The 26,661-nt window shown below is 71.9% G+C and carries 20 protein-coding genes, 1 other RNA gene and 1 pseudogene; 3 read left to right on the top strand and 19 right to left on the bottom strand.

Annotated features, from left to right (window positions below):
* Nucleotides 1–35: 35 nt before the first annotated feature.
* The 4 genes from AB0M29_RS26555 to AB0M29_RS26540 all read right to left on the bottom strand — a co-directional run bounded on the left by AB0M29_RS26555 (nt 36) and on the right by AB0M29_RS26540 (nt 3,954).
* A complete protein-coding gene (locus AB0M29_RS26555; RefSeq protein ID WP_365386839.1) occupies nt 36–1,661 on the bottom strand; it encodes a beta-N-acetylhexosaminidase in 1,626 nt (541 codons plus the stop codon).
* A gap of 111 nt (nt 1,662–1,772) precedes the next feature.
* The gene (locus AB0M29_RS26550; protein ID WP_365386836.1) at nt 1,773–3,038 is read right to left on the bottom strand and encodes a hypothetical protein; all 1,266 of its coding nucleotides are present in this window, start codon (nt 3,036–3,038) and stop codon (nt 1,773–1,775) included.
* Between the two features lie 29 nt (nt 3,039–3,067).
* On the bottom strand, nt 3,068–3,364 hold the full coding sequence (locus tag AB0M29_RS26545; protein ID WP_365386834.1) for a DUF3039 domain-containing protein: 297 nt from the start codon (nt 3,362–3,364) through the stop codon (nt 3,068–3,070).
* Between the two features lie 11 nt (nt 3,365–3,375).
* Nucleotides 3,376–3,954, bottom strand: a complete 579-nt coding sequence (locus AB0M29_RS26540; RefSeq protein ID WP_365386832.1) for a YqgE/AlgH family protein — start codon at nt 3,952–3,954, stop codon at nt 3,376–3,378.
* Between the two features lie 262 nt (nt 3,955–4,216).
* Between AB0M29_RS26540 and murA the strand changes: the two genes are divergently transcribed.
* Complete coding sequence (gene murA, locus AB0M29_RS26535; RefSeq protein ID WP_365386830.1) at nt 4,217–5,578, top strand: UDP-N-acetylglucosamine 1-carboxyvinyltransferase; 1,362 nt, start codon at nt 4,217–4,219, stop codon at nt 5,576–5,578.
* A gap of 82 nt (nt 5,579–5,660) precedes the next feature.
* Here murA and AB0M29_RS26530 read toward each other — a convergent pair whose 3' ends face one another.
* The 7 genes from AB0M29_RS26530 to AB0M29_RS26500 all read right to left on the bottom strand — a co-directional run bounded on the left by AB0M29_RS26530 (nt 5,661) and on the right by AB0M29_RS26500 (nt 15,133).
* Nucleotides 5,661–5,942, bottom strand: a complete 282-nt coding sequence (locus tag AB0M29_RS26530; RefSeq protein WP_365386827.1) for an HU family DNA-binding protein — start codon at nt 5,940–5,942, stop codon at nt 5,661–5,663.
* A gap of 256 nt (nt 5,943–6,198) precedes the next feature.
* On the bottom strand, nt 6,199–7,638 hold the full coding sequence (locus AB0M29_RS26525) for an NAD-dependent malic enzyme (protein ID WP_365386824.1): 1,440 nt from the start codon (nt 7,636–7,638) through the stop codon (nt 6,199–6,201).
* 391 nt (nt 7,639–8,029) lie between these two features.
* On the bottom strand, nt 8,030–10,324 hold the full coding sequence (locus AB0M29_RS26520) for a UvrD-helicase domain-containing protein (protein ID WP_365386822.1): 2,295 nt from the start codon (nt 10,322–10,324) through the stop codon (nt 8,030–8,032).
* A gap of 95 nt (nt 10,325–10,419) precedes the next feature.
* Entirely contained in the window at nt 10,420–10,974 is a 555-nt protein-coding gene (locus AB0M29_RS26515) for an ABATE domain-containing protein (protein ID WP_365386820.1), read from the bottom strand.
* A 240-nt stretch (nt 10,975–11,214) separates the two neighbouring features.
* Nucleotides 11,215–12,441 carry a uroporphyrinogen-III synthase gene (locus AB0M29_RS26510; protein WP_365386817.1) on the bottom strand — a complete coding sequence of 409 codons (1,227 nt, stop codon included), beginning with the start codon at nt 12,439–12,441 and terminating at the stop codon, nt 11,215–11,217.
* Nucleotides 12,442–12,604: 163 nt separating this feature from the next.
* Nucleotides 12,605–13,957: a nitrate/nitrite transporter gene (locus AB0M29_RS26505; RefSeq protein ID WP_365386814.1), complete on the bottom strand. Its 1,353-nt coding sequence runs from the start codon at nt 13,955–13,957 to the stop codon at nt 12,605–12,607.
* Between the two features lie 213 nt (nt 13,958–14,170).
* On the bottom strand, nt 14,171–15,133 hold the full coding sequence (locus AB0M29_RS26500) for a LysR family transcriptional regulator (RefSeq protein WP_365386812.1): 963 nt from the start codon (nt 15,131–15,133) through the stop codon (nt 14,171–14,173).
* A 98-nt stretch (nt 15,134–15,231) separates the two neighbouring features.
* Between AB0M29_RS26500 and AB0M29_RS26495 the strand changes: the two genes are divergently transcribed.
* Entirely contained in the window at nt 15,232–16,566 is a 1,335-nt protein-coding gene (locus AB0M29_RS26495) for an MFS transporter (RefSeq protein ID WP_365386810.1), read from the top strand.
* Between the two features lie 73 nt (nt 16,567–16,639).
* Here the strand turns inward: AB0M29_RS26495 and ssrA are convergent.
* The 5 genes from ssrA to ftsE all read right to left on the bottom strand — a co-directional run bounded on the left by ssrA (nt 16,640) and on the right by ftsE (nt 20,719).
* Nucleotides 16,640–17,027: a transfer-messenger RNA gene (gene ssrA, locus AB0M29_RS26490) on the bottom strand.
* A 177-nt stretch (nt 17,028–17,204) separates the two neighbouring features.
* Nucleotides 17,205–17,684: an SsrA-binding protein SmpB gene (smpB, locus tag AB0M29_RS26485; protein ID WP_365386808.1), complete on the bottom strand. Its 480-nt coding sequence runs from the start codon at nt 17,682–17,684 to the stop codon at nt 17,205–17,207.
* An 18-nt stretch (nt 17,685–17,702) separates the two neighbouring features.
* Nucleotides 17,703–18,989, bottom strand: a complete 1,287-nt coding sequence (locus AB0M29_RS26480; protein WP_365386806.1) for a S41 family peptidase — start codon at nt 18,987–18,989, stop codon at nt 17,703–17,705.
* A gap of 77 nt (nt 18,990–19,066) precedes the next feature.
* Nucleotides 19,067–19,984: a permease-like cell division protein FtsX gene (ftsX, locus tag AB0M29_RS26475; RefSeq protein WP_365386803.1), complete on the bottom strand. Its 918-nt coding sequence runs from the start codon at nt 19,982–19,984 to the stop codon at nt 19,067–19,069.
* Nucleotides 19,985–20,029: 45 nt separating this feature from the next.
* Nucleotides 20,030–20,719 (bottom strand): cell division ATP-binding protein FtsE, encoded by a 690-nt coding sequence (ftsE, locus tag AB0M29_RS26470; protein WP_365386801.1) that lies wholly within the window; start codon nt 20,717–20,719, stop codon nt 20,030–20,032.
* A 296-nt stretch (nt 20,720–21,015) separates the two neighbouring features.
* Between ftsE and AB0M29_RS26465 the strand changes: the two genes are divergently transcribed.
* Nucleotides 21,016–21,207, top strand: a complete 192-nt coding sequence (locus AB0M29_RS26465) for a hypothetical protein (RefSeq protein WP_365386799.1) — start codon at nt 21,016–21,018, stop codon at nt 21,205–21,207.
* A 492-nt stretch (nt 21,208–21,699) separates the two neighbouring features.
* Here AB0M29_RS26465 and AB0M29_RS26460 read toward each other — a convergent pair whose 3' ends face one another.
* The 3 genes and pseudogenes from AB0M29_RS26460 to AB0M29_RS26450 form a co-directional block, all read right to left on the bottom strand.
* Nucleotides 21,700–22,671 (bottom strand): hypothetical protein, encoded by a 972-nt coding sequence (locus AB0M29_RS26460; protein ID WP_365386798.1) that lies wholly within the window; start codon nt 22,669–22,671, stop codon nt 21,700–21,702.
* A 328-nt stretch (nt 22,672–22,999) separates the two neighbouring features.
* Nucleotides 23,000–24,118 carry a peptide chain release factor 2 gene (gene prfB, locus AB0M29_RS26455; protein ID WP_365386796.1) on the bottom strand — a complete coding sequence of 373 codons (1,119 nt, stop codon included), beginning with the start codon at nt 24,116–24,118 and terminating at the stop codon, nt 23,000–23,002.
* 1,082 nt (nt 24,119–25,200) lie between these two features.
* Nucleotides 25,201–26,436, bottom strand: a pseudogene (locus AB0M29_RS26450) (protein kinase); the annotation flags it as partial.
* Nucleotides 26,437–26,661: the final 225 nt, after the last annotated feature.

Genomic DNA, 26,661 nt, shown 5'->3' with positions numbered 1-26,661 from the left:
TCCGCCCGCGCGAGGGGCGGAAGTTGCGGAATTGGTCACACGATCGGGGGCGGCCCGTCGACCGGCCGTCCGATGACACCCGGGCGGCGCTGCCACGGCAGCGGCCCGGCGTCGGGCCGGTACTCCACGCCCAGCGCGTCCAGTCGGGCGTAGTGCGAGCGCATCCGCGCCGCGAAACCGGGCCAGTCCCGCTGGTCGGGCGCGGGCAGCGCGGACCAGGCGACCTCGGCGAAGGCGGCGAGCCGGGGGAAGGCCATGTAGTCCAGCACCCGTACCGAATCCATCACCTCGGTCCAGATGTTGGCCTGCGCGCCGATGACGTGCGCCGCCTCCTCCTCGGTGAGCTGCGGGGGAACCGGCTCGAAGCGGAACACGTCCTCAAGGGTGCGGGCGTGCGAGATCGGCACCGGCTCGTCGGCGCGCTCCGACTGCCGCCAGTCCAGGTAGACATGGGACTGCGGGCACATCACCACGTCGTGCCCGGCCCGGGCGGCGGCGATACCGCCCGCGTAGCCGCGCCAGGAGGAGACGGCCGCGCCGGGCGCCAACCCGCCCTCCAGGATCTCGTCCCAGCCGATCAACCGCCGTCCGCGGTCGGCCAGCCAGCGGTCGAAGTGCCGGATCAGCCAGCTCTGCAGCTCGTCCTCGTCCGCCAGTCCCAGCTCCTTGATCCGCGCCTGCGCGGCGGGCGATTCGCGCCACTGCTCCTTGGGGCACTCGTCGCCGCCGATGTGGAAGAACGTGGACGGGAAGAGGTCGAGGAGTTCGGTGAAGACGTTCTCGTAGAAGCGCAGGGTCTCGTCGGAGGGGGCCAGCACATTGGGGTTCACGCCCCAACTGGGCAGTACGGGCAGCGCGGTGGTGTCGACCACATCGGTGTTGCCCAGGTCGGGGTAGGCGGCGATGGCCGCCTGCGAGTGGCCGGGGATGTCGATCTCGGGGACGACGGTGATGTGCCGCTCGGCGGCGTACGCCACGATCTCCCGGATGTCGTCCTGGGTGTAGTAACCGCCGTGCGGGCGCTCGTCCCACAGCGGCGACTCGCGCAGGCCCACCTTGGTGCGCTCGCGCCAGGCGCCGACCTCGGTCAGCCGCGGGTAGCGGGTGATCTCCACCCGCCAGCCCTGGTCGTCGGTGAGGTGCAGATGCAGCACGTTGAGCTTGTGAGCCGCCATCAGGTCGAGATAGCGCAGCACCACGTCCTTGGGCATGAAGTGCCGTGCCACGTCGAGCATGAAGCCGCGCCAGCCGAAGCGCGGCGAGTCCTGGATGTGGCAGCCGGGCACCCGCCACTCGCGGGCGCCGACGGGTGCGCGGCGGAACGCCTCGGGGCCGAGGAGCTGACGCAGGGTCTGGACGCCCCAGAACACGCCGGCCGGGCCGCCGCCGGTGACCCGGACCCCGAACTCCGGGTCCACGGTGATCCGGTAGCCCTCGGGCCCACCGGGGACCGTCTCGTCCACCGCCAGCCGCACCACTCCGCCCGCCGACCGCTCCCCCGGCGCCAGCGGCAGCCCGGTCGCGGCGCCGACGGTCGCGCGCAGCCACCGCGCGGCCCCTTCCGCGCCGGGCCCGGCGTCGATGACGGTCCCGGCGCCGAGCACCACGCTCGCGTCGTTCGGGCATGAGGTCGTGTGCAGCGGCGCGGGAATCAGGTCCATGGGGCCATCCTGCCCCCGTACCGGCCTATTGGCATAGACCAATCGACGCAAAAGCCGACCGGAACAGGCCACCGCCGCCGGGGAATCCCGTACGGGTCCGAGTGCGCGGCCCTACAGCGCCCGGCCGCGCTCCCGCTGGGCTCTGGCGGCGACCACGGCCGTGCCGGCGGCGGCCAGCAGCAGCCAGCCGAGATGGGCCTCGGTGAGGGCGACCCAGGCGGTGTGCGGGGTGCCGGGGGTCGCGGAGAAGGCCAGCGTGGTGGCCATCAGCAGCCCGGCGGCGGCGAGCTGCAGCCGGCCCGGCCAGCTGCCGAGCAGGGCGTGCCGGGCGAACCTGGCGCCGTACCACCAGCGGATGGTGAGCACGGTGAGGAGCAGCGCGGCGAGCCCCCCGGCGGTGACCGCCGAGACCGCCCACAGCGGCCAGGGCGCGCGCTGCCTGGCCCGGTCGCTGGGCAGCGCGGTGCTCACCAGGGGCACCAGCGGGAGAACGGCGACGGCGTTGATCTCGCGTATCCGCCGCAGCCACGGATCGCTGTCCAGTTCGGTGCGCACGGTGGCCCGGATACCGCGCAGCCTGGCGCGCAGCGGCGTCCCCGAGCGGCGGCCCGCGATGGTCAGCAGCACCACGACCACGGCGACCGCGACCACCAGGCCCGCCGCGGTGGCCACGAGCTGCCAGATGTCGCCGGTCTCGATCCGGAAGAGCTGGATGCCGACCAGCACCACCACCGCGAGGATCCCGGCGAGCGCGCCGCCGCGGGGGGCGGTGAGCTGGCTGGGGTCGGCGCCGAGCATCAGCGCCCGCTCGACCGCGGCCTGGTGCTCGGGCCGGTGCCGCCTGGGCACCCGGCCGAGCAGCCCGCGGCCCGAGGTGAGCGAGCGGGCCAGCGCGACCTGCGCCTCGGCCTCCTGCGGGGCCAGCGCGACCGCCCGGCGGGCGGCGGCCACCGCGTCGGGGACCCTGCCCAGCCGCCGGTAGACGTCGGAGAGCAGCACCGACGGCTCCCAGCCGTCGGGGTCCGCTCCTGCGGCGCGCTGCGCCACGGTCAGCGCGGCGTGCGACTCGTCGAGGGAGAGCAGCACCACACCGGCCAGCACGAAGACATCGGCGGCCTCGGCGGGCCCGGCGAGCGCCAGCGCCCAGTCCACGGCCTCCCGGGCCTCCGGGCGGCGCTTCTCCTGGGCGAGGATCCAGGCGCGCAGCAGATAGCCCGCGCTGCCGTTGCGCTCGACGAAGGCATCACCGACCAGGGCGTGCGCCTCGGCGAAACGACCCTGCCCGACGAGCCCGTGTACCCGCTCGCCGCTGCTCGCGTCGTCGTCGGGCGCGTCGGCGGCACCGAACGCGCCGTCGTCACCCTCGCCGCTGTCCACGTCCTCCCCTGCTGGTCGCGTCGCGGCGGTCAGCCGTTGCCGCTGCCCTTGCCGGACTTGTCCTTGTCCCCGCCACCCAGCGGCATGCCCTCGTAGATCTCCTTGCACATCGGGCAGACCGGATACTTCTTCGGGTCGCGTCCGGGGACCCAGACCTTGCCGCAGAGCGCGACGACGGGCGTGCCTTCCAGCGCGCTCGCCATGATCTTGTCCTTCTGGACATAGTGCGCGTAGCGCTCGTGGTCGCCGTCACCGTGCGAGAGCTGCGGAGTCGGCTCGACCAGAGTGCCGGTGCCCGCCCCGCGCTCGGGCTCAAGAGTGCTCATAAGGGTTAAGCCTAGTTGAGAGACGGATCGTCGGGATACGTGGCCACCATGGCGAGCTCACTGCGCTGTCTGCGGAGCACCGATCGCCACAGCCGGTCGGGGTCGGGCGAGGACACGTCACCGGGCTCGGAGTCCACCACGTACCAGGCCCCGTCGACCAGCTCCTTCTCCAGCTGGCCCGGCCCCCAGCCGCTGTATCCGGCGAAGATCCGCAGCGATCCCAGCTCGGCGGCGAGCAGCTCGGGCGGCGCCTCCAGGTCGACCAGGCCGATGGCGCCGTGCACCCGCCGCCAGCCCAGCACGTCGCCGTCCTCGCCGTCCCGCGCCTCGCCGGGCACCACCGCCAGGCCCAGCGCGGAGTCCAGGGACACAGGACCGCCCTGGAAGACCACCTGGGGGGCGCCCGCCAGGCCCGCCCAGGGCTGCAGGACGTCGCCGACACCGACCGGGGTGGGCCGGTTCAGGACGACGCCCAGCGACCCCTCCCGGTCGTGGTCGAGGAGGAGCACCACCGCCCGGTCGAAGTTGGGGTCGGCCAACGCCGGCGTGGCCACCAGCAGCCGCCCGGCGAGCGAGGACACCTCGGTCATGGATCACATGATCCCGCATGTCGGCCGAGTACGGAGGGGCAACCCGCGTCCGGTTCCGCACCACGTCACGTCCCGCTACGAGCGGTGCCCCTCCCGTCGCGCAGGGTGCTGTAGCCAAGTCATGACACGGGCGCAACGTTGCTGCCTAGCAGGACGGGGCAGTAGGCGCATTACCATTTCTTCTTGCGTCGCCGCGTGGCCCGCACCGAAGACCACGCGTGAGCTGTGCCTCGTACTGCCCGTTCCGACGATCGCGAGATCCATGACCGACATCGCCGATGTACTGCTTGTCCATGGCGGAACCCCGCTGGAGGGCGAGATCCGTGTCCGCGGTGCGAAGAACCTCGTACCCAAGGCCATGGTCGCCGCGCTGCTCGGCAGCGGACCCAGCAGACTGCGCAACGTCCCCGACATCCGGGACGTCCGCGTGGTGCGCGGACTGCTCCAGCTGCACGGGGTGACGGTGCAGAGCGGCGCCGAGCCAGGTGAGCTGGTGCTCGACCCGACGCATGTCGAGAGCGCCAACGTGGCGGACATCGACGCGCACGCGGGCTCCTCGCGGATCCCGATCCTGTTCTGCGGCCCGCTGCTGCACCGCCTCGGCCACGCGTTCATCCCGGGCCTGGGCGGCTGCGACATCGGCGGCCGGCCCATCGACTTCCACTTCGACGTGCTGCGCCAGTTCGGCGCGACCATCGAGAAGCGGGCGGACGGCCAGTACCTGGAGGCCCCGCAGCGGCTGCGCGGCTGCAAGATCCGGCTGCCGTACCCGTCCGTCGGCTCCACCGAGCAGGTGCTGCTCACCGCGGTGCTGGCCGAGGGCGTCACCGAGCTGTCCAACGCGGCGGTCGAGCCGGAGATCGAGGACCTGATCTGCGTCCTGCAGAAGATGGGCGCGATCATCTCGATGGACACCGACCGGACGATCCGGATCACCGGTGTCGACCGGCTCGGCGGCTACACCCACCGGGCGCTCCCGGACCGCCTGGAGGCCGCCTCCTGGGCGAGCGCGGCGCTGGCCACCGAGGGCAACATCTACGTCCGCGGCGCGCAGCAGCGGTCGATGATGACCTTCCTGAACACCTTCCGCCGGGTCGGCGGCGCCTTCGAGATCGACGACGAGGGCATCCGCTTCTGGCACCCGGGCGGCCCGCTCAACGCCATCGCGCTGGAGACCGACGTGCACCCCGGTTTCCAGACCGACTGGCAGCAGCCGCTGGTGGTGGCCCTGACCCAGGCCGCGGGCCTGTCGATCGTGCACGAGACGGTCTACGAGTCCCGGCTCGGCTTCACCTCCGCGCTCAACCAGATGGGCGCGCACATCCAGCTCTACCGCGAGTGCCTCGGCGGCTCCGCGTGCCGCTTCGGGCAGCGCAACTTCCTGCACTCCGCGGTGGTGTCGGGCCCGACCAAGCTGCAGGGCTCCGACCTGGTCATCCCCGACCTGCGCGGCGGCTTCTCGTACCTGATCGCGGCGCTGGCGGCGCAGGGCACCTCGCGGGTGCACGGCATCGACCTGATCAACCGCGGCTACGAGAACTTCCTGTCCAAGCTGGAGAGTCTGGGCGCGCACATCGAACTGCCGGTGCCCGCGGGCGCGGCGGCCCCGGCGGCCGTGGCGTAACTCACGGCGGGCAGAAGGCTCACGGCAGGCAGAAGGGCGGTCGTCCCCCGGGGACGACCGCCCTTCTCACGCCCGACGAGGCTTACTTGCCCTTGGCGGCTTCCTTGAGCTTGGAGCCCGCCGACACCTTCACGCTGTAGCCGGCCGGGATGTTGATCGGCTCACCGGTCTGCGGGTTGCGGGCGGTACGAGCGGCACGGTGGGTGCGCTCGAAGGTCAGGAAGCCGGGGATCGTGACCTTCTCGTCGCCCTTGGCCACGATCTCACCGACGGTCTCAGCGAACGCGGCCAGTACGGCGTCGGCGTCCTTACGGGTCACCTCGGCGCGCTCCGACAGAGCGGCCACCAGCTCACTGCGGTTCATATCTGTACTCCCGTGTTCTTTCTGCCATGGGGGCGCGAGTTCGAAGCTGTTGCTGTGTGCCTCACTGCCCAGGTGTGCATCCTGCCCCCATATATGGGGGGAAAGCCAATCCACCGACCGCGCGAGTCGCACAAAAAACGGTGTGAGACCACGGGGATGACGGATTGTTGTTACATGGTCGACGCTCGGAATACGATTCCGGGCCTTCTCCGGTCCTCACCAGTCCCGCACGGCGCCTTCGTCACAAGGGCGTTCGTCACACCGGGTCGGGTACGACGGCCGCCACCGAGGGGCCTTGTGCTTTCGCCGCGTCCCGCACCGCGTCGGCCACCGCGCCGGCGACCTTGTCGTTGAAGACGCTTGGCACGATGTAGTTCGCGTTCAGTTCGCCGTCCCCGACGACACCGGCCAGCGCCCGTGCGGCGGCCAGCATCATGTCGGTGTTGACCGTACGGGACTGGGCGTCCAGCAGGCCGCGGAAAACGCCGGGGAAGACCAGGACGTTGTTGATCTGGTTGGGGAAGTCGCTGCGGCCGGTGGCGACCACGGCGGCGGTCTCGCGGGCCACGCCCGGGTCCACCTCGGGGTCGGGGTTGGCCAGCGCGAAGACGATCGCCCCGGCGGCCATGGCCGCCACGTCCTCGCCGTCCAGCACATTGGGCGCGGAGACGCCGATGAAGACGTCGGCGCCCCTGACCGCCTGCTTCAAGGTGCCTGTGACGCCCTCGGGGTTGGTGTTGTCGGCGATCCAGCGCAGCGCGGAGCCAGCGTCACCCTCGACGAGGTCGGCGCGCTCGGCGTGCACCACTCCGTGGATGTCGGCGACCACCGCGTGCTTCACCCCGGCCGCGAGCAGCAGCTTCAGGATGGCCGTACCGGCCGCGCCCGCACCGGACATGACGACCCGTACGTCACCGATCTCCTTGCCGACCACGCGCAGCGCGTTGGTGAGCGCGGCGAGCACCACGATGGCGGTGCCGTGCTGGTCGTCGTGGAAGACCGGGATGTCCAGCGCCTCGCGCAGCCGGGCCTCGATCTCGAAGCAGCGCGGCGCGGAGATGTCCTCCAGGTTGATGCCCGCGAAGCCGGGCGCGATCGCCTTGACGATCGCCACGATCTCGTCGGTGTCCTGGGTGTCCAGGCACAGCGGCCAGGCGTCGATGCCCGCGAAGCGCTTGAAGAGAGCCGCCTTGCCCTCCATCACCGGCAGCGCGGCCTTGGGCCCGATGTTGCCGAGGCCCAGCACCGCGGAGCCGTCGGTGACGACGGCCACGCTGTTGCGCTTGATGGTCAGCCGCCGGGCGTCCTCGGGGTTCTCGGCGATGGCCATGCAGACCCGGGCGACACCCGGGGTGTAGATCATCGACAGGTCGTCGCGGTTGCGGATCGGGTGCTTGGACTGCATCTCGATCTTGCCGCCGAGGTGCATCAGGAACGTACGGTCGGAGACCTTGCTCACCGCGACGCCCTCGATGCCGCGCAGCTTGCCCACGATCTCGTCGGCGTGCGCGGTGGAGCTGGCGGCGACGGTGACGTCGATCCGCAGCGTCTCGTGGCCGGAGGCCGTCACGTCGAGGCCGGTGACCGACCCGCCCGACGACTCCACCGCGGTGGTGAGCTGGCTGACCGCGGTCCCGCTCGCCGGGACCTCCAGCCGCACCGTGATCGAGTACGAGACGCTTGGCGCCGTTGCCATGACGACCTTCTTCCGGTTCCTGCGTGGTGGCCACCGCGTGGCCACCACTGGTGTGACGTGCCTGTCGATCGTTGCACCTACCGACGGGTACGCGTAAACCCGAGGCGCTTAGCGGAAGAATACTTCCACGATGCGGGAGACTGGCAAGGGGGGAAGATTTTCGCCCGGCGGGAAGAGGTTCCGGGGGCGGTTTGTTAGCCTGGGTACGGCACCGGCTCGATCCAAGCCCCCGGGCCCAACCTTAGGCGCTTCGAGCGCCCACTTGCCGCGAGGCGAGCATGGCGGGTCGGTGTCGCAGACGTCCGTAGGGCGCCCCTCCTCGGGAGGGGCGCCCTACGTGTTTCCCGCCTGTGTGCCCGCCGGGTTTCCCCCGTGCGTGCCTGCCGCCGGGTCAGTCCCGGCGCAGCAGGTCGGGGACGCCCGCCGCGTCCGGCAGGTCGCGCTCGCCCGCCAGCACGGTCAGCCGCTGGGTGGCGCGGGTCAGCGCCACGTACAGCACCCGCAGCCCCGCCGGGGACTCCTCGGCGATCTCCGCGGGCGAGACGACCACCGTGGCGTCGTACTCCAGCCCCTTCGCCTCCAGGCTGCCCAGCGCGACCACCCGGTCGCCCAGCCCGGCGAGCCAACCGCGGGCCTGCGCACGGCGGTTCATCGCCACCACCACGCCGACGGTGCCGTCCACCTCGGCCAGCAGCCGCTCGGCCGCGGCGCGCACCGACGTCTCCAGGTCGTCGCCCGCGACCTCGTAGCGCGGCAGCAGACCGGTGGCGCGGACCGCGCGGGGCGACTGCATGCCGGGCATCGCGAGCGCCAGCACGGTGGCCGCGACCTCGGCGATCTCCGCGGGGTTGCGGTAGTTGACGGTGAGGGTGAAGCGGCGGCGCGGGCGGGTGCCGAGCGCCTCGTCGCGGGCGCGGGCGGCCTCCTCCACGTCGGTCCACGAACTCTGCGCCGGGTCACCGACGATGGTCCAGGTCGCGGTCCGCCCGCGCCGCCCCACCATCCGCCACTGCATCGGCGTCAGATCCTGCGCCTCGTCCACGATCACGTGCGCGTACTCGGTGCGCTCCTCGTCCAGCCGCTCGGCGCGGCTGCGGCGCGAGGGGCCCGAGCGGTCGGCGAAGGTGGTGACCTCGTCGAGACCGGTCAACTGGTCCAGCGGGTCCGCCTCACGCCGCTTGGGGCGCGGCGCCGGGCCCAGCAGCGTGTCCAACTCGTCGAGCAGCGCCACGTCGTGCACGGTGCTGCCGGTCCTGCGCAGCGAGCGCGCCACCCGGCGCACCTCGGGCGGGGTGAGCACCCGGCGGGCCCAGCGGGCCAGCCGCTTCTCGTCGGCCAGCGCGGCCAGCACCGCGCGCGGCTCCAGCACCGGCCACCACGCGTCGAGGAAGTCGATGAACTCCTGCTCGGTGGAGATGTCCTCGTCGAAGCCCTGCCGCTCCTCGGCGGCGAGTTCGGCGTCGTCGAAGCGGCGGCCCGTTCTGCGCCACAGCGCGTCCAGCAGCAGCCTGCGGGCGCGCGGGCGCAGCAGGTTGACCGGGGTGGTGCCGCCCAGGATGGTGTGGCGGATGCCCTCCAGCTCCTGCTCCGACAGCTCCACCCGGCGTCCGAAGGCGACCACCCGCAGGGTGGCCGGGCGGCCCGGGGTGAGGTCGAGGGCGCCGCGGGCCGCGTTGCGCAGCACCTTCTGCATCCGCAGCGAGCCCTTGATCCGGGCGACGGCGGGCTCGTCGTACAGCTCCGCGGTCACGCCGTCGACCAGCGAGCCGACGGCGCGGATCGCGACCTGGCCCTCCTCGCCGAGCGACGGCAGCACGCCCTCGGTGTACGACACCAGCAGCGGCGTCGGGCTGACGCACAGGATGCCGCCGGAGTAGCGGCGGCGGTCCTGGTAGAGCAGGTACGCGGCCCGGTGCAGGGCGACCGCGGTCTTGCCGGTGCCGGGGCCGCCGGTCACCTCGGTGACGGACGCGGCGGGCGCCCTGATCACCTCGTCCTGTTCGGCCTGGATGCTCGCCACGATGTCGCGCATGGTGTGGCTGCGGGCCTGGCCGAGGGCCGCCATCAGCGCGCCGTCGCCCACCACCGGCAGGCCGGTGGTCAGTTCGGGGCGCAGCAGGTCGTCCTCGACGCCCAGCACCCTGCGGCCCTTGGAGCGGATCACCCGGCGGCGGACGACCCGGCCGGGGGCGACCGGGGTGGAGCGGTAGAACGGCGCCGCCGCGGGCGCCCGCCAGTCGATGACCAGCGGCGCGTACTCGCTGTCGAGCACGCCGATCCGGCCGATGTGCAGGGTCTCGGCGATCTCCGCGGACTTGTCGTCGGAGATCGCGTCGTCGGCGGGCTCGACGGAGGTGAAGGCGCCGTCGGCGCCCTTCTTGCCGTCCTTGCCCTGCAGCAGGTCGATCCGCCCGAACAGGAAGTCCTCGAACTCGTTGTTCAGCCGGTTCAGGTGGACGCCCGCCCGGAAGACCTGCGCGTCCCGTTCGGCGAGCGCACCGGGCGTACCCACGTGGCCGCGTTGGGCGGCGTCGTGCATCAGGAACTCCGCCTCGTGGATCTTCTCCTCCAGGCGGCGGTACACCCGGTCCAGATGCGCCTGCTCGACGGCGATCTCCTGATCCCGGACCCCGATGGCTGCTGCGGTCTGCGCGGCCACGCAGAACCCCCTTCTTCCTCGCGTCATGCGCCGCCCACGCACTTCAGTACGCACGTGGGGCAGCCTGCAACCGTACGCGACCTGCGCCCTTATGCCCACCCGACTCCCCCGTCAGCCGCTGCTTACCCCCGGGCGCGGGTCATTGTGGTACGGCGCCGGTGCCGGGCGACGCGCTCCCGGTTGCCGCAGACCTCGCTGCTGCACCAGCGGCGGCGACGGCCGCGGGAGGTGTCCAGATAGACCAGCTCGCAGCTCTCGCCCTCGCAGACGCGGAGCTGGGAGCGGGCGAGGGGGTCGGTGAGCAGGTCGACGGCGTCGCGCGCGACGGCGGCCAGCAGCCCGGCGCGGTCCGGCGGTGCCGCCAGGGCGCGGACCAGGGTGCCGTCCTCTCCCAGGACCGCGCAGGGGGCGGGCGGCGCGGCCAGCGCCAGACGGTTCAGCTCGGCGATGTCCGCCGCCGCGCCGCGCTCACCGGCCAGCTCCGCGGCGACCACCCGCTCCAGCACCTCCCGTAACCCCAGGAACGCCGCGAGCCACTCCCCGTCCGCCGCCGGCTCCGTCCCCGCGGGCACCACCCCGCTCCCGCCCAGCCACTCCCCCAGCGCCGCCCCCGACCCCAACCGCTCCCCCCTGGCCGCGACCAGGTTCAGGCACACCCTCCCCGCATCCCACCCCATCCCACCCACCCCTCCCGCGCCAGCTCCCCCCAGAGTGCCTTCCCGCCAGCCGCTCGGGCTAGAGGCGAGCGGGCGGCGGGGACCAGCAGCCACCCTCCGGCCCGGGAGGGGACGTGGCGGGGTGTCCCCGCAGGGCGCCGAACACTCCCCCCGCAGAAGCAGATTCACCCGGCAAGTGTTTGGCGCCCGAGGAGTCACCCCGGCAGGGCCCCGACCCCACCCACGGGTTCAGGCCCCCGGCTACTCCGCGTATTTGGTATCCGCGTGCGGGTCCAGCGAAAGCCGGTAACCCCGCTTGACGACGGTCTGGATGAGCTTGGGGGCGCCCAGGGCGGTGCGGAGCCGGGCCATGGCGGTCTCCACGGCATGCTCGTCCCGCCCCGCCCCCGGCAGTACCCGCAGCAGGTCCGCCCGCCCCACGACCCACCCGGGCCTGCGGGCGAGAGCCCGCAGCAGCGCCATCCCGGCAGGCGGCACGGGCCGCAACTCCCCGTCCACCACCGCCGCATGGCCCCGAATCTCGACCCGGTGCCCGGCCACCGGCAACACCCTTACCCGCCCCGGCAGTTCACTGGCGATGAGCTGCACGAGCGGCCCCAGCCTGAACCGTTCCGGCTGCAGCGTCGGCACATCGTGCCCCTGCAGGGGAAGCGCCGTCACCGGCCCCACGCACACCGTCAGGACGTCGGTCCTGAACGCCCCGAGCAGCTCGTCCAGCCGCCCCCGCTGTTCGGCCCGGTCGAGCAGCGACGCGACCGCCGGCGCACTGGTGAAACTCACCGCGTCGAGCGTCCGCGCGAACACCGCGTCCAGCAGCCGGTCCACCGGCCCGAGGTCCTCCGGCGGCATCCACCGGTAGACCGGCACCGCCACCACCCGCGCCCCGGCCTCACGCAGCGCCTCGTTGAACCCCGGCAGCGGCTCGCCGTGCAGCTGTACGGCGACGCACCGGCCCTCCACCCCTTCGTCGAGCAGCCGTTCCAGCACCTCGGCCATCGACTCGGACGCCGGGGACCACGCCTCCCTGAGCCCCGCCGCGCGCACGGCGCCCCGCACCTTGGGCCCGCGCGCGAGCAGTTCGACCTCGCCGAGCCTGCTCAGCAGCGCCTCCCCGATCCCCCACCCGTCGGCCGCCTCGATCCAGCCGCGGAAGCCGATCGCGGTGGTGGCCACGACGACATCCGGCGCGTCGTCGATGAGCTGCTTGGTGGTGGCCAGCAGCTCCGCGTCGTCGGGCAGCGGCACGAACCGCAGTACGGGCGCCCGCAGCACCGCCGCGCCCCGCCGTTCCAGCAGCGCCACCAGCTCCTCCGCCCGGCGCGCCGCCGTCACCCCGACGGTGAAGCCCGCCAGCGGCAGCACCGGCCCCGTACCGCCCGCGGCCCCGGGGCGGCCGGAACCCAGGTCCTGACCGCCGTCCTGACGGCCGTCAGCACCGCCGTTGCTTCGCTGCGAGTGCGCCTGCATGGCTCTGCCCCACTTTGCTGGAGGTACACGTGCCCGGGGCCCAGGGCCGTCCCGGGCCCCGTACGCCGTCCCCGGCCACCCCGCCGGGAGACGCATCGTCCCAAGGCGGGGTGTCGGGGGAGGTTCGCCCGGATTTCCCGGGTGTTACGGACGTATCCGCTGCTCACACCTCCGCGTAGGCGGCAGCGCCCGTCGGCGCGGCCTGGCCGGCGGCGTCCGCCGCCGGTGCCGTACGCCTCAGGTATACGGCCCAGGTGACCACGAAACACACCCCGTAGAACACCAGGAAGGACACGAACGCCGGTGTCCCGGACTTCGCGTTCAGGAACGACTCGCGGAAGGCGAGGTTGATCCCGACACCGCCGAGCGCGCCGACCGCGCCGATCAGGCCCATCGCCGCCCCGGAAAGCCGCCGCCCGTGCGCCGCCGCCTCCTCGCCCACGAGCCCCTTGGCCTCGGCCTTCTTCTGGAAGATGCCGGGGATCATCTTGAACGCGGAGCCGTTGCCTATCCCGCTCAGCACGAACAGGGCGATGAATCCGACCAGGAAGGTCGCCAGCGACTTCTGGGCCGAGGCGATGACCACGACGCCGGTCGCCGCCGCCATCGCCAGGAAGTTCCACCAGGTGATGCGCGCCCCGCCGAACCGGTCGGCGAGCCGCCCGCCGACCGGGCGGATCAGGGAGCCGAGCAGCGGGCCGATGAAGGTGAGGTCGGCGGCCTGCAGCGGGGTGCGGCCGAACTGGTTCTGCAGCACCAGCCCGAAGGCGAAGCTGTAGCCGATGAACGACCCGAACGTACCGATGTACAGGAACGCCATGATCCAGGTGTGCCCGTCGCGCGCCGCGTCCAGCGCCGCCCCGGTGTCGTTCTTCACCGGGGCGAGGTTGTCCATGAAGAGCGCGGAGAGCGTGGCGGCCACCACGATCAGCGGGATGTAGACGGCGAGCACGATCCGCGGGTGGGTGGCACCCGCGGTGCCGATCACCAGCAGGCCGATGAGCTGGATCGCGGGCACGCCGATGTTGCCGCCGCCCGCGTTGAGCCCGAGGGCCCAGCCCTTCTCCCGCAGCGGGTAGAAGGAGTTGATGTTGGTCATGGAGGAGGCGAAGTTGCCGCCGCCGACGCCGGTGAGCGCCGCGACCACCATCAGCGTGGTGTACGACACGCCGGGCTTCATCACGAACGAGGCGGTGATCACCGGTATCAGCAGCAGCAGCGCGCTGACCACCGTCCAGTTGCGGCCGCCGAACTTCGCCACCGCGAAGGTGTACGGCACCCGCAGCACCCCGCCGACCAGCGTCGGCATCGCCACCAGGAAGAACTTGCCCGCCGGGTCCACGCCGTACTTCGGCCCCATGAAGAGCACCATCACCGACCACAGGCTCCACACGGAGAACCCGATGTGCTCGGACAGCACGGAGAAAGCCAGGTTACGGGCGGCGACCCGCTTCCCCCCGCCCTCGTTCCAGAACCGGACGTCCTCCGGGTCCCACTGCTCGATCCAGCGACTCATTAGCCCTCCCGCACTAGGTATGGCCCCGACAATAGGAACGCCCGGTTACCGCCCCATGCCATGAGGTGACGCGAGCGCAACCATGCACTCACCCATCCCCCACCGGCGCTGTGAGCCAACCGCAGCGTGACAGTCGGAAATCGGCCGGACACCGACACCGGACCGCTGGGCAGGAGCGCGGCACTGCCGGGCCGCGGACCGGGTACGGACGCGTCAGACCCCCGCGAGCCGCTCGTCCTCGGGCGGGAGCCAGCTTCCGGGCGGCCGGACCAGCCAGTTCCCGGCGGCGGCCAGCCGCGCGGCCGCGTCGAGCAGCGCGTCGAGCCCCGGGTGGCGCAGCCCCGCCCGCCACACCATGGAGACCGCGGCGAGCGGCACCGGATCGGTGAGCGGACGCAGTACGGCGCCCGGCACGGTGACGAACTGCGTGGTGGCCAGCACCGGCCAGCGGTGCTTGCGCATCAGACGGACGAACTCCTCCTCTCCCTCGATGGACGGAAACGGCGCGGCGACCTCGATGCCGCGCCCGGCGAACAACCGGGCGGCGAGATCCGTCCACTCGGCGGTCGACGGATTCCCGGCCGCCGCGTAGAGCGTCTCGCCCGCGAGCCGGGCCAGCGGCACGGCGGGCAGGGGCGCCAGCGGATGGTCGTCGGGCAGCAGGACGGCCATCGGCTCGTACCGGACCGGGCGGTGGCCGAGCCGGCTCAGCACCGCGGGGGCCAGTCCCGCGACCCGGCCGAAGGAGACGTCCAGCCGTCCGGCCAGGATCTCGCCCACCGCGCCGGTCAGGCCGTTGTGGAAGCGCGCGGTCAACTCGGTGTCCGGCGCGGCCCTGCGCGCCTCGCCGAGCACCTGGTTCCCGCTGCCCGCCTGCGCCCTGACGTCCACCAGCAGCGGCCGCCCGCCGTCGGCGACGAACGCGGCGGTGAGCTCCTCCTGCGCCTGGAGCACCCGCCGGGCGTAGGGCAGCAGCCGCACTCCGTCCGCGGTCAGCTCCACCCTGCGCGTGGTGCGCAGGAAGAGCGCCGCACCCAACTCCCGCTCCAGCCGCCGGATGTCGCGGCTCAGCGCCTGCTGCGCGACGTACAGCCGCTCGGCCGCCCGGGAGAAGTGCAGTTCCTCCGCGACGACGGTGAAGGCACGCAGTAGCCGGGGTTCAATGTCGTGGGGCATCCCGGCATTCAAACAGCCGCCGATTCACTACACCAGTGCGTTAATTGGCTCCGACCAGGTGTTGGACCGCGCCTCCCGGTCACCGCGAGGGTGAACGCATGCCCCCGCGACTCCTGCTCGCCTCCTGCGGCGCCACGCTGGTCGCCGCCCTGCCGCACACCTCCTCTTCGGTACGCACCCGATCCCTGTCCCGTCCCGACTCCTCGCTCCCACCCGCGTCGCAGCCCGCCGCGCGTACGCGCCGCCCGCCCGGCCCGTACCGCCGGCTGTTCGCCACCCCAGGGGGCGCCGCCTTCACCGCCGGCAGCCTGCTGGCCCGGCTGCCGATGGGCATGTTCGGCATCAGCCTGGTCATCATGATCGCGACCACCCGCGGCTCCTACGCGCTGGCGGGCGCCGTCTCGGCGACCGGGCTGGGCGCCACCGCCGTGGTCGGCCCGCTCACCGCGCGGCTGGTGGACCGCTACGGCCAGGCCCGGGTCGCGGTGCCCGCCGCCGCGCTCTCCGCCTCCGCATCCGTCTCCCTTCTGTTGTGCGTGCGCCACGGCGCACCCGACTGGACCCTCTTCGCCTGCTACGCCGCCACCGCCTGTGCCCCGAACACCGGTGGCATGGCCCGCGCTCGCTGGGCCCATCTGCACCGGGACGACGCGGCCGCCCGGCATGTGGCGAACTCCTTCGAACAGGTCGCCGACGAGGCCTGTTTCATGATCGGCCCGGTCCTCGCCGCGTTCCTGTGCACCTCACTCTTCCCCGAGGCGGGCACCCTGGCCGGTGCCGCGCTCCTGCTCACCGGCGTCATCGTGTTCTGCGCCCAGCGCGGCACGCAACCCCCGACCGCACCGCCCGGAGCCCCCCGGACACATTCACCTATCTGGGTGACGGGGCTGCCGCGGCTGCTCGTCACCTTCCTCTGCACGGGCGTGGTCTTCGGCGCGATGGAGGTGACGACGGTCGCCTTCGCCGACGCGCACGGCCACCGGTCCGCGGCCGGCGCCGTACTCGCGCTGCAAGCCACTGGATCGTGCACAGTCGGACTGCTCTACGGCCTCGCGAAGCAGCCCGCCGGACCCGTGGCGAAGCGTTTCGCCTACGGGGTCGCCGCGATGGCCGCGCTGATGGCACTGCCGCTGCTCGCGTGGAATCTGCCGTCGCTCGCCTGCTGCCTGTTCCTGGCGGGCTGCGCCACCGCGCCCACCATGGTCACGGGCATGACAATGGTCCAGTCGCTGGTGCCCGCCGACCGCCTCAATGAGGGCATGACGCTCGCGGTCACGGCCATCCTCGCGGGCATTTCCGCGGGTGCGGGCAGTGGCGGCTGGACCGCCCAGCACTTCGCACCCGGCGCCGGCTACTGGATACCCGTGGCCGCGGGGACGCTCGCCGCGCTGACGGCGATCGCTCCTGCCGCCGCCTTCCGGCACCACCGTTGACGCGCTGACCTGCGCCCGGACATGACACAGGCCCCCGCCGACGAGTCGGCGGGGGCCTGCGCCCACATGGGATGAGTGGAGATGGCGGGAATCGAACCCGCGTCCTGTGGTGCGGAACCAGGGCTTCTCCGAGCGCAGTCCGCTGTGCTTTTCTCGGCCCCGGCAGTCACGCGGACAAGCTGCCGACGGGCCCAGTCACTGTTTGATTTCCTTCATGTCCCCGTGACCGGGTCATGAAGTTTAGTTCCCTTGATGATGCCAGGATCCGGGTCGGGAACAGCCCCCGGGCTGACACTCCGCGGAGTCTTCGCTAGCTACTTATTAGGCAGCAAGTGCGAAGGCGGAGGAATCGCTCTTGGAATTGGCGATTATTGGTTGCGACATATGGTTAACGAGATCATTGCCGCTTCCTCGGCTCGCTTCCCCTGCTTCGACATCCCCAGTCGAAACCGATCATCCCCATGTTGATTTTTCAAGGTGCACCACCCGAGGGTGGCTGCTGCCCCCATCGTACGGGAACAACGCTCGTGCGTGCCAGCGCATTCCACCCGGTCAACCGGGTGCCGGCGGCCGTCGGGTGGCGGTCGGGCGGCGCGCGGGTGGCCGGGGGACGCGGGCGGGTCGGGCGACCCGTGCCGTCAGGCGCGCTGGCGGCGGCGGGCGGCCGACATGGCGCGGTCCGACTCACGGCGGTCCTGCTTCTCGCGCAGGGTCTGCCGCTTGTCGTACTCCTTCTTGCCCTTCGCCAACGCGATCTCGACCTTCGCGCGGCCGTCCTTGAAGTACAGGGCGAGCGGCACGATGGTGTGACCGGTCTCCTGCGTCTTGTGGACCAGCTTCTCGATCTCCGCGCGGTGCAGCAGCATCTTGCGCCGCCTGCGGGCCGCGTGGTTGGTCCAGGTCCCCTGGGTGTACTCGGGGATGTGCACGTTGTGCAGCCACGCCTCGCCGTCGTCGAGCTGCGCGAAGCCGTCCACCAGTGAGGCGCGGCCAAGCCGCAGCGACTTGACCTCGGTGCCCGTGAGCACCAGGCCCGCCTCGAAGGTGTCCAGGATGTGGTAGTCGTGCCGCGCCTTCTTGTTCTGCGCGATCAGTTTGCGACCCGTCTCTTTAGCCATAGCCGGGCCATTGTCGCACTAGGAGGGGGGTCCGAGGCCAGCGAATACCTCGCGGCTGTCGGCCAGGGGGTCCTGCCCGTCCGGAACCCTGACGTCGGGCTCTATGCCGTGCCCGTCGACACCGCGGCCGTCGGGGAGCCGGTAGTGCCCGACGGTCAGTTCGGCGACGGAGCCGTCCGCCAGGGTGCTGGGCATCTGGACCGAGCCCTTGCCGAAGGTGCGGGAGCCGATGACGACCGCCCGGCCGCGGTCCTGGAGCGCTCCGGCGAGGAGTTCCGCGGCACTCATGGTGCCGCCGTCCACCAGTACGACGAGCGGCACCGTGGTGTCGCCGCCGTCCGCCGCGTACAGCGCCTGCTGTTTGCCGTGGACGTCGTAGGTGGCGACCAGTCCGCCGTCGAGGAAGGCCGAGGCCACCGCGACCGCTTCCTTGACCAGTCCGCCGGAGTTGCCGCGCAGGTCGAGCAGGACGCCGCGCCGGGCGTCGTGTACGGCGGCCCGTACCTGGGCCCCGACGCCGACGGCGAAGGAGTCGATCGCGACCACCGTGGGGCCGTCGGCGGCGCGCTGCACGGTGACCGCCTCGGTGGCCAGGGTGGCGCGACGCAGAGTGACCGACCAGCTCCGGTCCGCGCGCTGGACGCCGAGCCGCACCTGGCTGCCGGGCACATTGTCACCCCGCAGGTCGGCGACGACCTCGGTGACCGCCAGACCCGTGCACTTGGTGGCGTCGATGGTCCGCAGCAGGTCGCCGACGCGAATTCCGGCACCTTGTGCGGGGCTTCCGGCCTGCACCCTGGCGACCTCGATCTCGCCGCCGTCCCCGCGCCGCACCCAGATGCCGACGCCGACGTAGTGGCCGTCCAGCGTCTGCTGGAGGCCGGCGTACTCCTGGGCGGTGTAGAAGGACGACCAGCGGTCGCCGCTACGGCTGACCAGCTTCTCGACGGCCTCCGAGCCGACCTTGCCGTCGGCGATCTCCTGGGCGATCCGCCCGGTGTCGACGTGGTCGGCGTTCGCGCCGTCGGTGCCGTCGGCCCCGTCGGCGTCCGCGGCGTCGTCCGTGCCGCTGGAGGCGCTCGGGGAGCCCGCGGGGCTGCCGGTGGCCGCGGCATGCGTGGTGAGGGCGGTACGGCCGTCAGCGACCGTCTCGGCGGAGATGCGCGCGGTGCGCGGTGCCCGCCCGTCCGGCTGAGTCAGTCCGCTGGCCGCCGCCCCGGTGGCCAGCAGGGTGCTGAACACCAACGTCAGGGTGGCCCCGCGGCGCAGGCTGCGGGGCTTCCCGAAAAGCAACGGGCCGGACATGGCCGGAAGTCTAGGACAGAAACGGGCACCGTACGGAAGGTTGCCGCCACCTGTGCCGCGCTCGGGCCGCACTTCGGTCAGACCTTCAGATACCTGCGCAGAGCGACGAATGCGGCGAGGGCCGGCATCACGACGCCGATCAGCAGCACCAGTGGCAGCACCTTGACCACCGAGTCCCAGCCCAGGAACGACACCAGGGGGATCTTCTCCTGGAGCTTGAGGCCGGCGTCGATCATGAAGTACCGCCCGCCCAGCAGCATTCCGCAGGCGAGACCGGCGCCGACGAGCCCGGCGAAGGCCGCCTCCATGATGAACGGCATCTGGATGTAGAAGCTGGACGCGCCCACCAGGCGCATGATTCCGGTCTCCCGGCGGCGGCTGAACGCCGAGACGCGCACGGTGTTGACGATCAGCAGCATCGCCACCGTGAGCATGAAGGCGAGAACCACCCATGCCACGTTGGTCATACCGTTGAGCAGGCTGAACAGGTTCTGCAGCACCTTGCGTTGGTCTTCGACGGACTGGATGCCGGGGCGGCCCTGGAACGCGCTGGCCACGACGGCGAACTTGGTCGGGTCCTTGAGCTTGACCCGGTAGTTCTCCTGCATCTGGTCCGGCGTGACCGAGCTGACCAGGGGCGAGTTCTTGAACTGCTCCTGGTAGTGCTTGTACGCCTCTTCCGCCGTCTCGAAGTAGACCTTGTCGACGATCGGCAGCTTCTGCAGGTCGGCCTTGATCTCGGCCTTCTGGTCGTCGGTGACGGCCCCCTTGGCGCAACTGGGTGTCGTCGCCGCGTCACCCTTGTTGCACATGTAGATGGTGACCTGGACCTTGTCGTACCAGTAGCCCTTCATCGAGTCGACCTGCTTGTTGGCCAGCAGGGCGCCACCGGTGAGGGCGAGGGAGAGCGCGACGGAGATGATGACGGCGAAGGTCATCGTGAGGTTGCGGCGGAGTCCTACGCCGATCTCCGACAGGACGAACTGGGCGCGCATGGTGTCTGGTTGTCCTTTCAGGGGGTGGTGACTACTGCCGTACGACTAGTGCTGGTAGCCGTAGACACCGCGCGACTGGTCGCGCACCAGCCGCCCCTTCTCCAGTTCGATGACGCGCTTGCGCATCTGGTCGACGATGTTCTGGTCGTGCGTCGCCATCACCACGGTGGTGCCGGTCCGGTTGATCCGGTCCAGCAGGCGCATGATGCCGACGGACGTCTGGGGGTCCAGGTTTCCTGTCGGCTCGTCCGCGATCAGCAGCATCGGGCGGTTGACGAAGGCACGCGCGATCGCCACCCGCTGCTGCTCACCGCCGGACAGCTCGCCGGGCATACGGTCTTCCTTGCCCGCCAGGCCGACCAGGTCCAGGACCTCGGGGACCGTCTTGCGGATGGTGCCGCGGGCCTTGCCGATCACTTCGAGGGCGAACGCCACGTTCTCCGCGACCGTCTTGTTGGGCAGCAGCCGGAAGTCCTGGAACACCGTGCCGAGCTGGCGCCGCATCTGCGGCACCTTCCAGTTCGACAGCCGGGCGAGGTCCTTGCCGAGCACGTGCACCGCACCCGTGTCCGTACGCTCCTCGCGCAGGATCAGCCGTAGGAAAGTCGACTTTCCGGAGCCCGACGAGCCCACCAGGAAGACGAACTCCCCCTTCTCGATCTCCAGTGTCACGTCCCGAAGTGCGGGACGGTTCTGTTTGGGGTAGGTCTTGGTGACGTTGTCGAATCGGATCACGTTCGCACCAGGGTCGGCCGGATAGGGGATGTGGGGGTGACCCTACGCGAAGCGCTCACGGGTGCGCAGTCGCCGTGTGCGGTTGGTGGGCTGCGCCACAGGGCACACTCGGACAAACCCGTCATTGACCGCGCTACGCCCCATCCCGGCCCGCCCCCGGCCCGCCGCTGCGCCCGTGGGCCGCGCCGATTCCCGCGGAAGCTGGCACAGTGGAACGAGGACGGGTGAGTACGCCGCCCTTCCCCCGGGAACACTTGGGTTCCCCGGATCGTTCACCGGACGGAGGAGGAGATCGCATGACGTGCGACCGACTGGTGTGCGCCAACTGCGCCGGACCGGTGAGCGAGGGCCGCTGCCCCGTATGCCGCGCCAACCGCGCCCGCCTCGAACGCGAAAACCCCTGGTCCAACATCTCCCCCGCCGCCCTCATAGCCCTCCTGGCGGCCCTCCTGGCCGTAGTCCTGGTAGTGGAGCACGCCACGGCGTAGGGCCGAATTCGGCTGGCCCGGAAAGCGACGAGATCCCCCACGGGAAGCTCTGACCGTCGATTCGGGGTTGCGACTCCAGAAAGCCCAGTCGCGCCCGCAGCAATCTCCACTCCACGACCTCTTCCGGAACTTCGATCTCGACATCGAATTTACCTGAGGAGGCCGTCTGAAGTGCATGTTCCCCCTGAGGCGAGGGGTCTCCAGAGCCTCCACTCTCATTATTTCACCCGCCACGGAACTCGCCGTATTGCATTATCCACGACCCAAGTATTGGTAACGCGCACAGGCAAATACGAGACGGTTTGAGTCTGCTTTCCCGGCCTGCGGGTGGAGCCTGAGAGGGCTTAAGAGGCTTGGGGGCTTTGACCTCCGGAAGAGGACGGGCCCCCCAGCGGCGGCGGGAGGGCGGTAGGAGAGCAGAGGGGCCCGGAACGCTGTGCGTTCCGGGCCCCGTCTTTGTGCGGTGCTACTGGGTGCTGCTCAGCCGCGGTGTCAGGCGGCGTTGCGGCGCGAGACCAGGCGCGGGGTGAGGCGGAAGCCGACACCGCCCGCGATCAGGGTCGCGGCACCGACGAGCAGGAAGGTGGTGCCGTTGGAACCGGTCTCAGCGAGCTGCTGAGTGGTCTGGCCCTGCGGGACCTGCTGGGTGTTGTCGGTGCCGGTGTTGTTGTTCCCGCAGTCGACGCTCTCACCGGTCAGGGTGCAGGTGTTGTTGTTCCCGCCGGTGGCGGAGCCGGTGGAGCCCGAGGTGGAGCCCTTCGAGGTACCCGCGCTGGTACCCGCCGACGTACCGCTGGACGTACCGGTGCTGGTGCCGGCGCTCGTGCCGGTCGAGGTGCCCGTGGACGTGCCGGTGCTGGTGCCGGTGGACGTGCCCGTCGAAGTACCGGTCGAGGTACCCGTGGAGGTGCCCGTGCTGGTACCGGTCGACGTGCCGGTGCTGGTGCCCGTGGACGTACCGGTCGAGGTACCCGTGGAGGTGCCCGTGCTGGTACCGGTCGAGGTGCCCGTGGACGTACCCGTCGAAGTACCGGTGGACGTACCCGTGGAGGTGCCGGTCGAGGTACCGGTCGTGGTGCCCTCGGTGGTGCCGGTCGAGGTACCCGTCGACGTGCCGGTGGACGTACCGGTCGAGGTACCCGTGGTGGTGCCCTCGGTGGTGCCGGTGGACGTACCCGTCGACGTGCCCGTGCTGGTGCCCGTGGAGGTACCCGTGCTGGTCCCGGCGGTGGCGCCGGAGTCGTCACCCGCCGTCGCGCCGGCGGTCGCGCCCGAGTCGTCGCCCGCGGTCGCGCCCGCGGTGGCGCCGGAGTCGTCGCCGACGCTCGCCGAGACATTGACCTTGACGCCCGAGTCATTGGTGACGGCCTGGGCGGCGCCCACAGCTGTCAGGGAGGCGCCGGCCGCGATCACCGCGGCTGCGGCGATGCGAGTGACGCGCAACCGTGTGTTGGCCTTGCTCATGTGTCAACTACCCCCAGTAGATGTCTGCTTGAGGCTGCGCAGCCATGGGTAACGGTGTCACTGGGAGGAATCGGTGCGCTCGCCCCCGTGCGCTTACGTTTCATTCATGCGCATGCCGCGCAACACCCTCGCGGCTTTCTCTGGCACCGTCAAGGTCATTAAGCACACAATGTGCCAAGTGCCCGGTTCTGCCCGGCACTTCTCCACACGGCTGTGACATGAGCAACGCCAAAGGCACGCGGGAGAAGGGGAATTGCCCGGGGGAAGGGGGCGAGGACGGCCCGGGGGCGGCCGGTGAGCCCCCCGGGGGTGCCGGGGGGGACGGGGCTTAGGCGGCGGCCTTTTCGCGGCTCTTGCGCCAGCGGATGCCCGCCTCGATGAAGCCGTCGATGTCGCCGTCGAGGACGCCCTGGGGGTTGCCGACCTCGAACTCGGTGCGGAGGTCCTTGACCATCTGGTACGGGTGCAGGACGTAGGAACGCATCTGGCTGCCCCAGGAGTTGCCGCCGTCGCTCTTGCCGAGGGAGTCCATGAGGGCCTGCTCCTCCTGGCGGCGGCGCTCGAGGAGCTTGGCCTGGAGGACGTTCATGGCGCTCGCCTTGTTCTGGATCTGGGAGCGCTCGTTCTGGCAGGAGACGACGATGCCGGTGGGGATGTGGGTGATGCGGACCGCGGAGTCGGTGGTGTTGACGCCCTGGCCGCCGGGGCCGGAGGCGCGGTAGACGTCGACGCGCAGCTCGGACTCGTCGATCTCGACGTGGTCGCTCTGCTCGACGACGGGGAGCACCTCGACGCCCGCGAAGGAGGTCTGGCGGCGGCCCTGGTTGTCGAAGGGCGAGATACGGACCAGGCGGTGGGTGCCCTGCTCGACGGAGAGGGTGCCGTAGGCGTACGGGGCCTTGACCACGAAGGTGGTGGACTTGATGCCCGCCTCCTCCGCGTACGAGGTCTCGAAGACCTCCGTCGGGTAGCCGTGCCGCTCGGCCCAGCGCAGGTACATCCGCTGGAGCTGCTCGGCGAAGTCCGCGGCGTCGACGCCGCCCGCCTCGGCGCGGATGTTGACCAGGGCCTCACGGGCGTCGTACTCGCCGGACAGGAGGGTACGGACCTCCATCTCGTCCAGCGCCTTGCGGACCGACGCCAGCTCGGACTCGGCCTCGGCGCGGGTGTCCGCGTCGTCCTCGGCCTCGGCGAGCTCGAAGAGTACGGCGACGTCGTCGATCCGGCCGCGCAGTGTCTCGGTCTTGCGCAGCTCGGCCTGGATGTGCGAGAGACGGCTGGTGATCTTCTGCGCGTTCTCCGGGTCGTCCCACAGGGACGGCGCCGCGGCCTGCTCTTCGAGTGCGGCAATGTCAGCCCGCATCCGGTCGAGGTCGAGGACGGCCTCGATCGACCCCATGGTCGAGGACAGGGACTTCAGCTCTTCGGATACATCGACGATCGCCACCCCACCAGCCTACCGGCTGGCCGGAGGGACGTAGCCGCCCGTGGTCGGGGGCGGCGCCCCGGCCCCGTAACGCCTCAGAGTGACGACGCCGCCCGGGCCAGGGTGCCGTCCGAGGTGCGGGTGTAGAGCTCCAGGGTGTGGCCGGAGGCCGTCGCTCCCACGGGGCCGGGGGCCGCTGAGGTCAGGGGGGCGGTCTCCCAGGGGCCGTCGGTGGGGGCGGCGGCCTGGGCGCCGGGGGTGAAGGCGTAGAGGCGGCCGTCGGCGGCCACCACGTCGGGGCGGACGGTGGTGTCCAGGCCGCGGACGACCTGGGTGGGCCGCCATGCGCCGCCGGAGTAGGGCAGCCGCAGGACGGCGCCGTCGGCCTTGCGGACCACGAAGGCGTCCAGCGTGCCGCGGGCGCGGGAGACCAGCGCGGGAGCGGCGGTGATCCGGCCGGCGGTCGGGACCAGAGCCCAGGCGTTCCAGCGGTCGCCGACCAGGGAGGCGGTGACGAGGTCGCCGCCGACCCGGCCGACGAGGTCGATCCGGCCCGGCTCCGAGGACGCGGCGGCGGGCGCGGCGTCGAAGTGGGTCCGCTCGTCGACCTGCGACCAGGCGTTCCAGTGGCCGGAGGCCGGCCCGGAAGCGGACCCGGACCCGGAACCGCCCCCCACCAGCGTGCGGCGGTAGAGCAGGCCGTCCGTCCCCAGCCCGAACAGGTCGATCCGCCCGGCGCGGTCGGAGACGGCCGCCGGGTCGTCGGCGAGGCTTATCCCGGTCAGCCGGTGCCACTGGCCGTAGCCGGAGCCGTCGCGCACCACGTACCAGACGTTCTTGTCGGCGCCGCGCGCGAAGACGTACGTGGCGCCGTTCACGGTGAGCGCGCGGGGGCCGCCGAGGAGGCGTACGCCCGCGGCGGGGACGTCGGTGAAGGCGGTCCACTGCGGGAGGCTGACCGGCGCGCCCGTGCGGCCCTGCGGGGAGGCGGCGCCCGCGGTCGGCGCCTTCGGGGTGCCGTGGGTGGTGGTGGGGGTCGGCGGGGTGTCGTCGCGCGAGGTGCCGGAGTGGGAGCCCGAGCCGGAGCCCGCGGTGGCGATGCCCCAGCCGCCGAGGCCCGCGACGGCCAGCGCGGCGGCAGCGGCGGCGGCGAATTTGATACGGCGCTGCCGCACGGCGTCGGAGACCGCGCGGTGCCGGGGGCTGGCCGGGCGGCCGGGGGCGGAGGCGCGGCCCGCGGTGCCGCGGGCGGCCTTCCCGGCCCGGGAGGCGGCGCCGAAGCCCGCGAGCTCCTCGGCGGACGGCAGCTTGATGCTGGTGTGGGTGTCGCGGCTGGAGTCGGGGGCGGCGCCGCGGACCAGCGGTACGGCGCCGCGCGGGCGGTCGGCGGCCAGCCGCGGGCCCGAGCCGGGCGCGGGCAGCGGTTCGGAGAAGGCGTCGCCGTACGGGTCCTCGTCGTCGGCGCCGGCCTGGCCGCTCTCGGTGCCGGGCGCGGCGACGTCGAGCGCGGGCAGACCCGCGAGGCCCGGCAGCAGGTCGCGCAGCCGGGCGCCCAGCTCGCCCGCGGTGAGCCGGGACGCGGGGGCCTTGGCCAGGCACGGGGCGAGGATCTGCCACAGCTCGTCGGGCAGTCCCGGCAGCGGGGCGACGGTCTCGGTGACATGGCGGCGCAGCACCGCGCCGGGGTGGCCGCCGCCGAACGGGGTGAATCCGGCGAGGAGTTCGTACAGCACGGTGGCCAGCGCGTAGATGTCGACCGAGGCGCGCGGCGGCAGGCCCTCGATGATCTCGGGCGCCAGGTAGTCAGGGGTGCCGATGATGCGGGTGGCGCGGGTCCTGCGCGGGGAGTCGACGAGGCGGGCGATGCCGAAGTCGGTGAGGAGCGCGGGCGGGGCGCCGCCGGGGCCGGGCGCGGCGGCCGAGTCCAGCAGGACGTTCTCCGGCTTGACGTCACGGTGGACGACGCCCGCGGCGTGCGCGGCGGCGAGGCCGTCGGCGACGTCGGCGGCGATCGCGACGGCGGCCTCGGGGCTGAGGCGGTGCTCGCGCTCCAGCCGGGAGCGCAGGTCGGTGCCGCGCACCAGGTCCATCACCAGGGCGAGGTCGCTGCCGTCCACCACCAGGTCGCGGATGCCGACGATGTGCGGGTGGTCGAGGGAGAGCAGCGCGGTGCGCTCCTGGACGAAGCGGCCGACGAGGTCCTGGTCGGAGGCGAGGTCCTCGCGCAGCAGCTTGATGGCGACCGGGCCGTCCGGGCCCTCGCCGAGCCACACCGTGCCCGCGGATCCCCGCCCGAGCACCTGGTGGGCGGTGTACCGGCTGCCGATCTTCCTGGCCAAGGCTGCTCCGACTCCTCCGACGGTCCGTCGCGTTGGCGACAAAGCTACGCGGGTCAGGGGCCGTTCGGGATACGTGCAGCCGGTCACTAGGCGTTCTGCCGGAGAAATCACCCTCTGGAAGTCGACAAATCACCAAGGTGAGGGCAGGTGGAGGGCGTGCGGGACCACAAAAGGGCAACGCGCGGGAACGCGAAGAGCGGGACGGAGTGGATCTAGAGGAGCGGG

The sequence above is a fragment of the Streptomyces sp. NPDC051976 genome (assembly GCF_040680795.1).
GTDB lineage: Bacteria > Actinomycetota > Actinomycetes > Streptomycetales > Streptomycetaceae > Actinacidiphila.
This window is presented reverse-complemented; position numbering and strand designations above follow the sequence as displayed.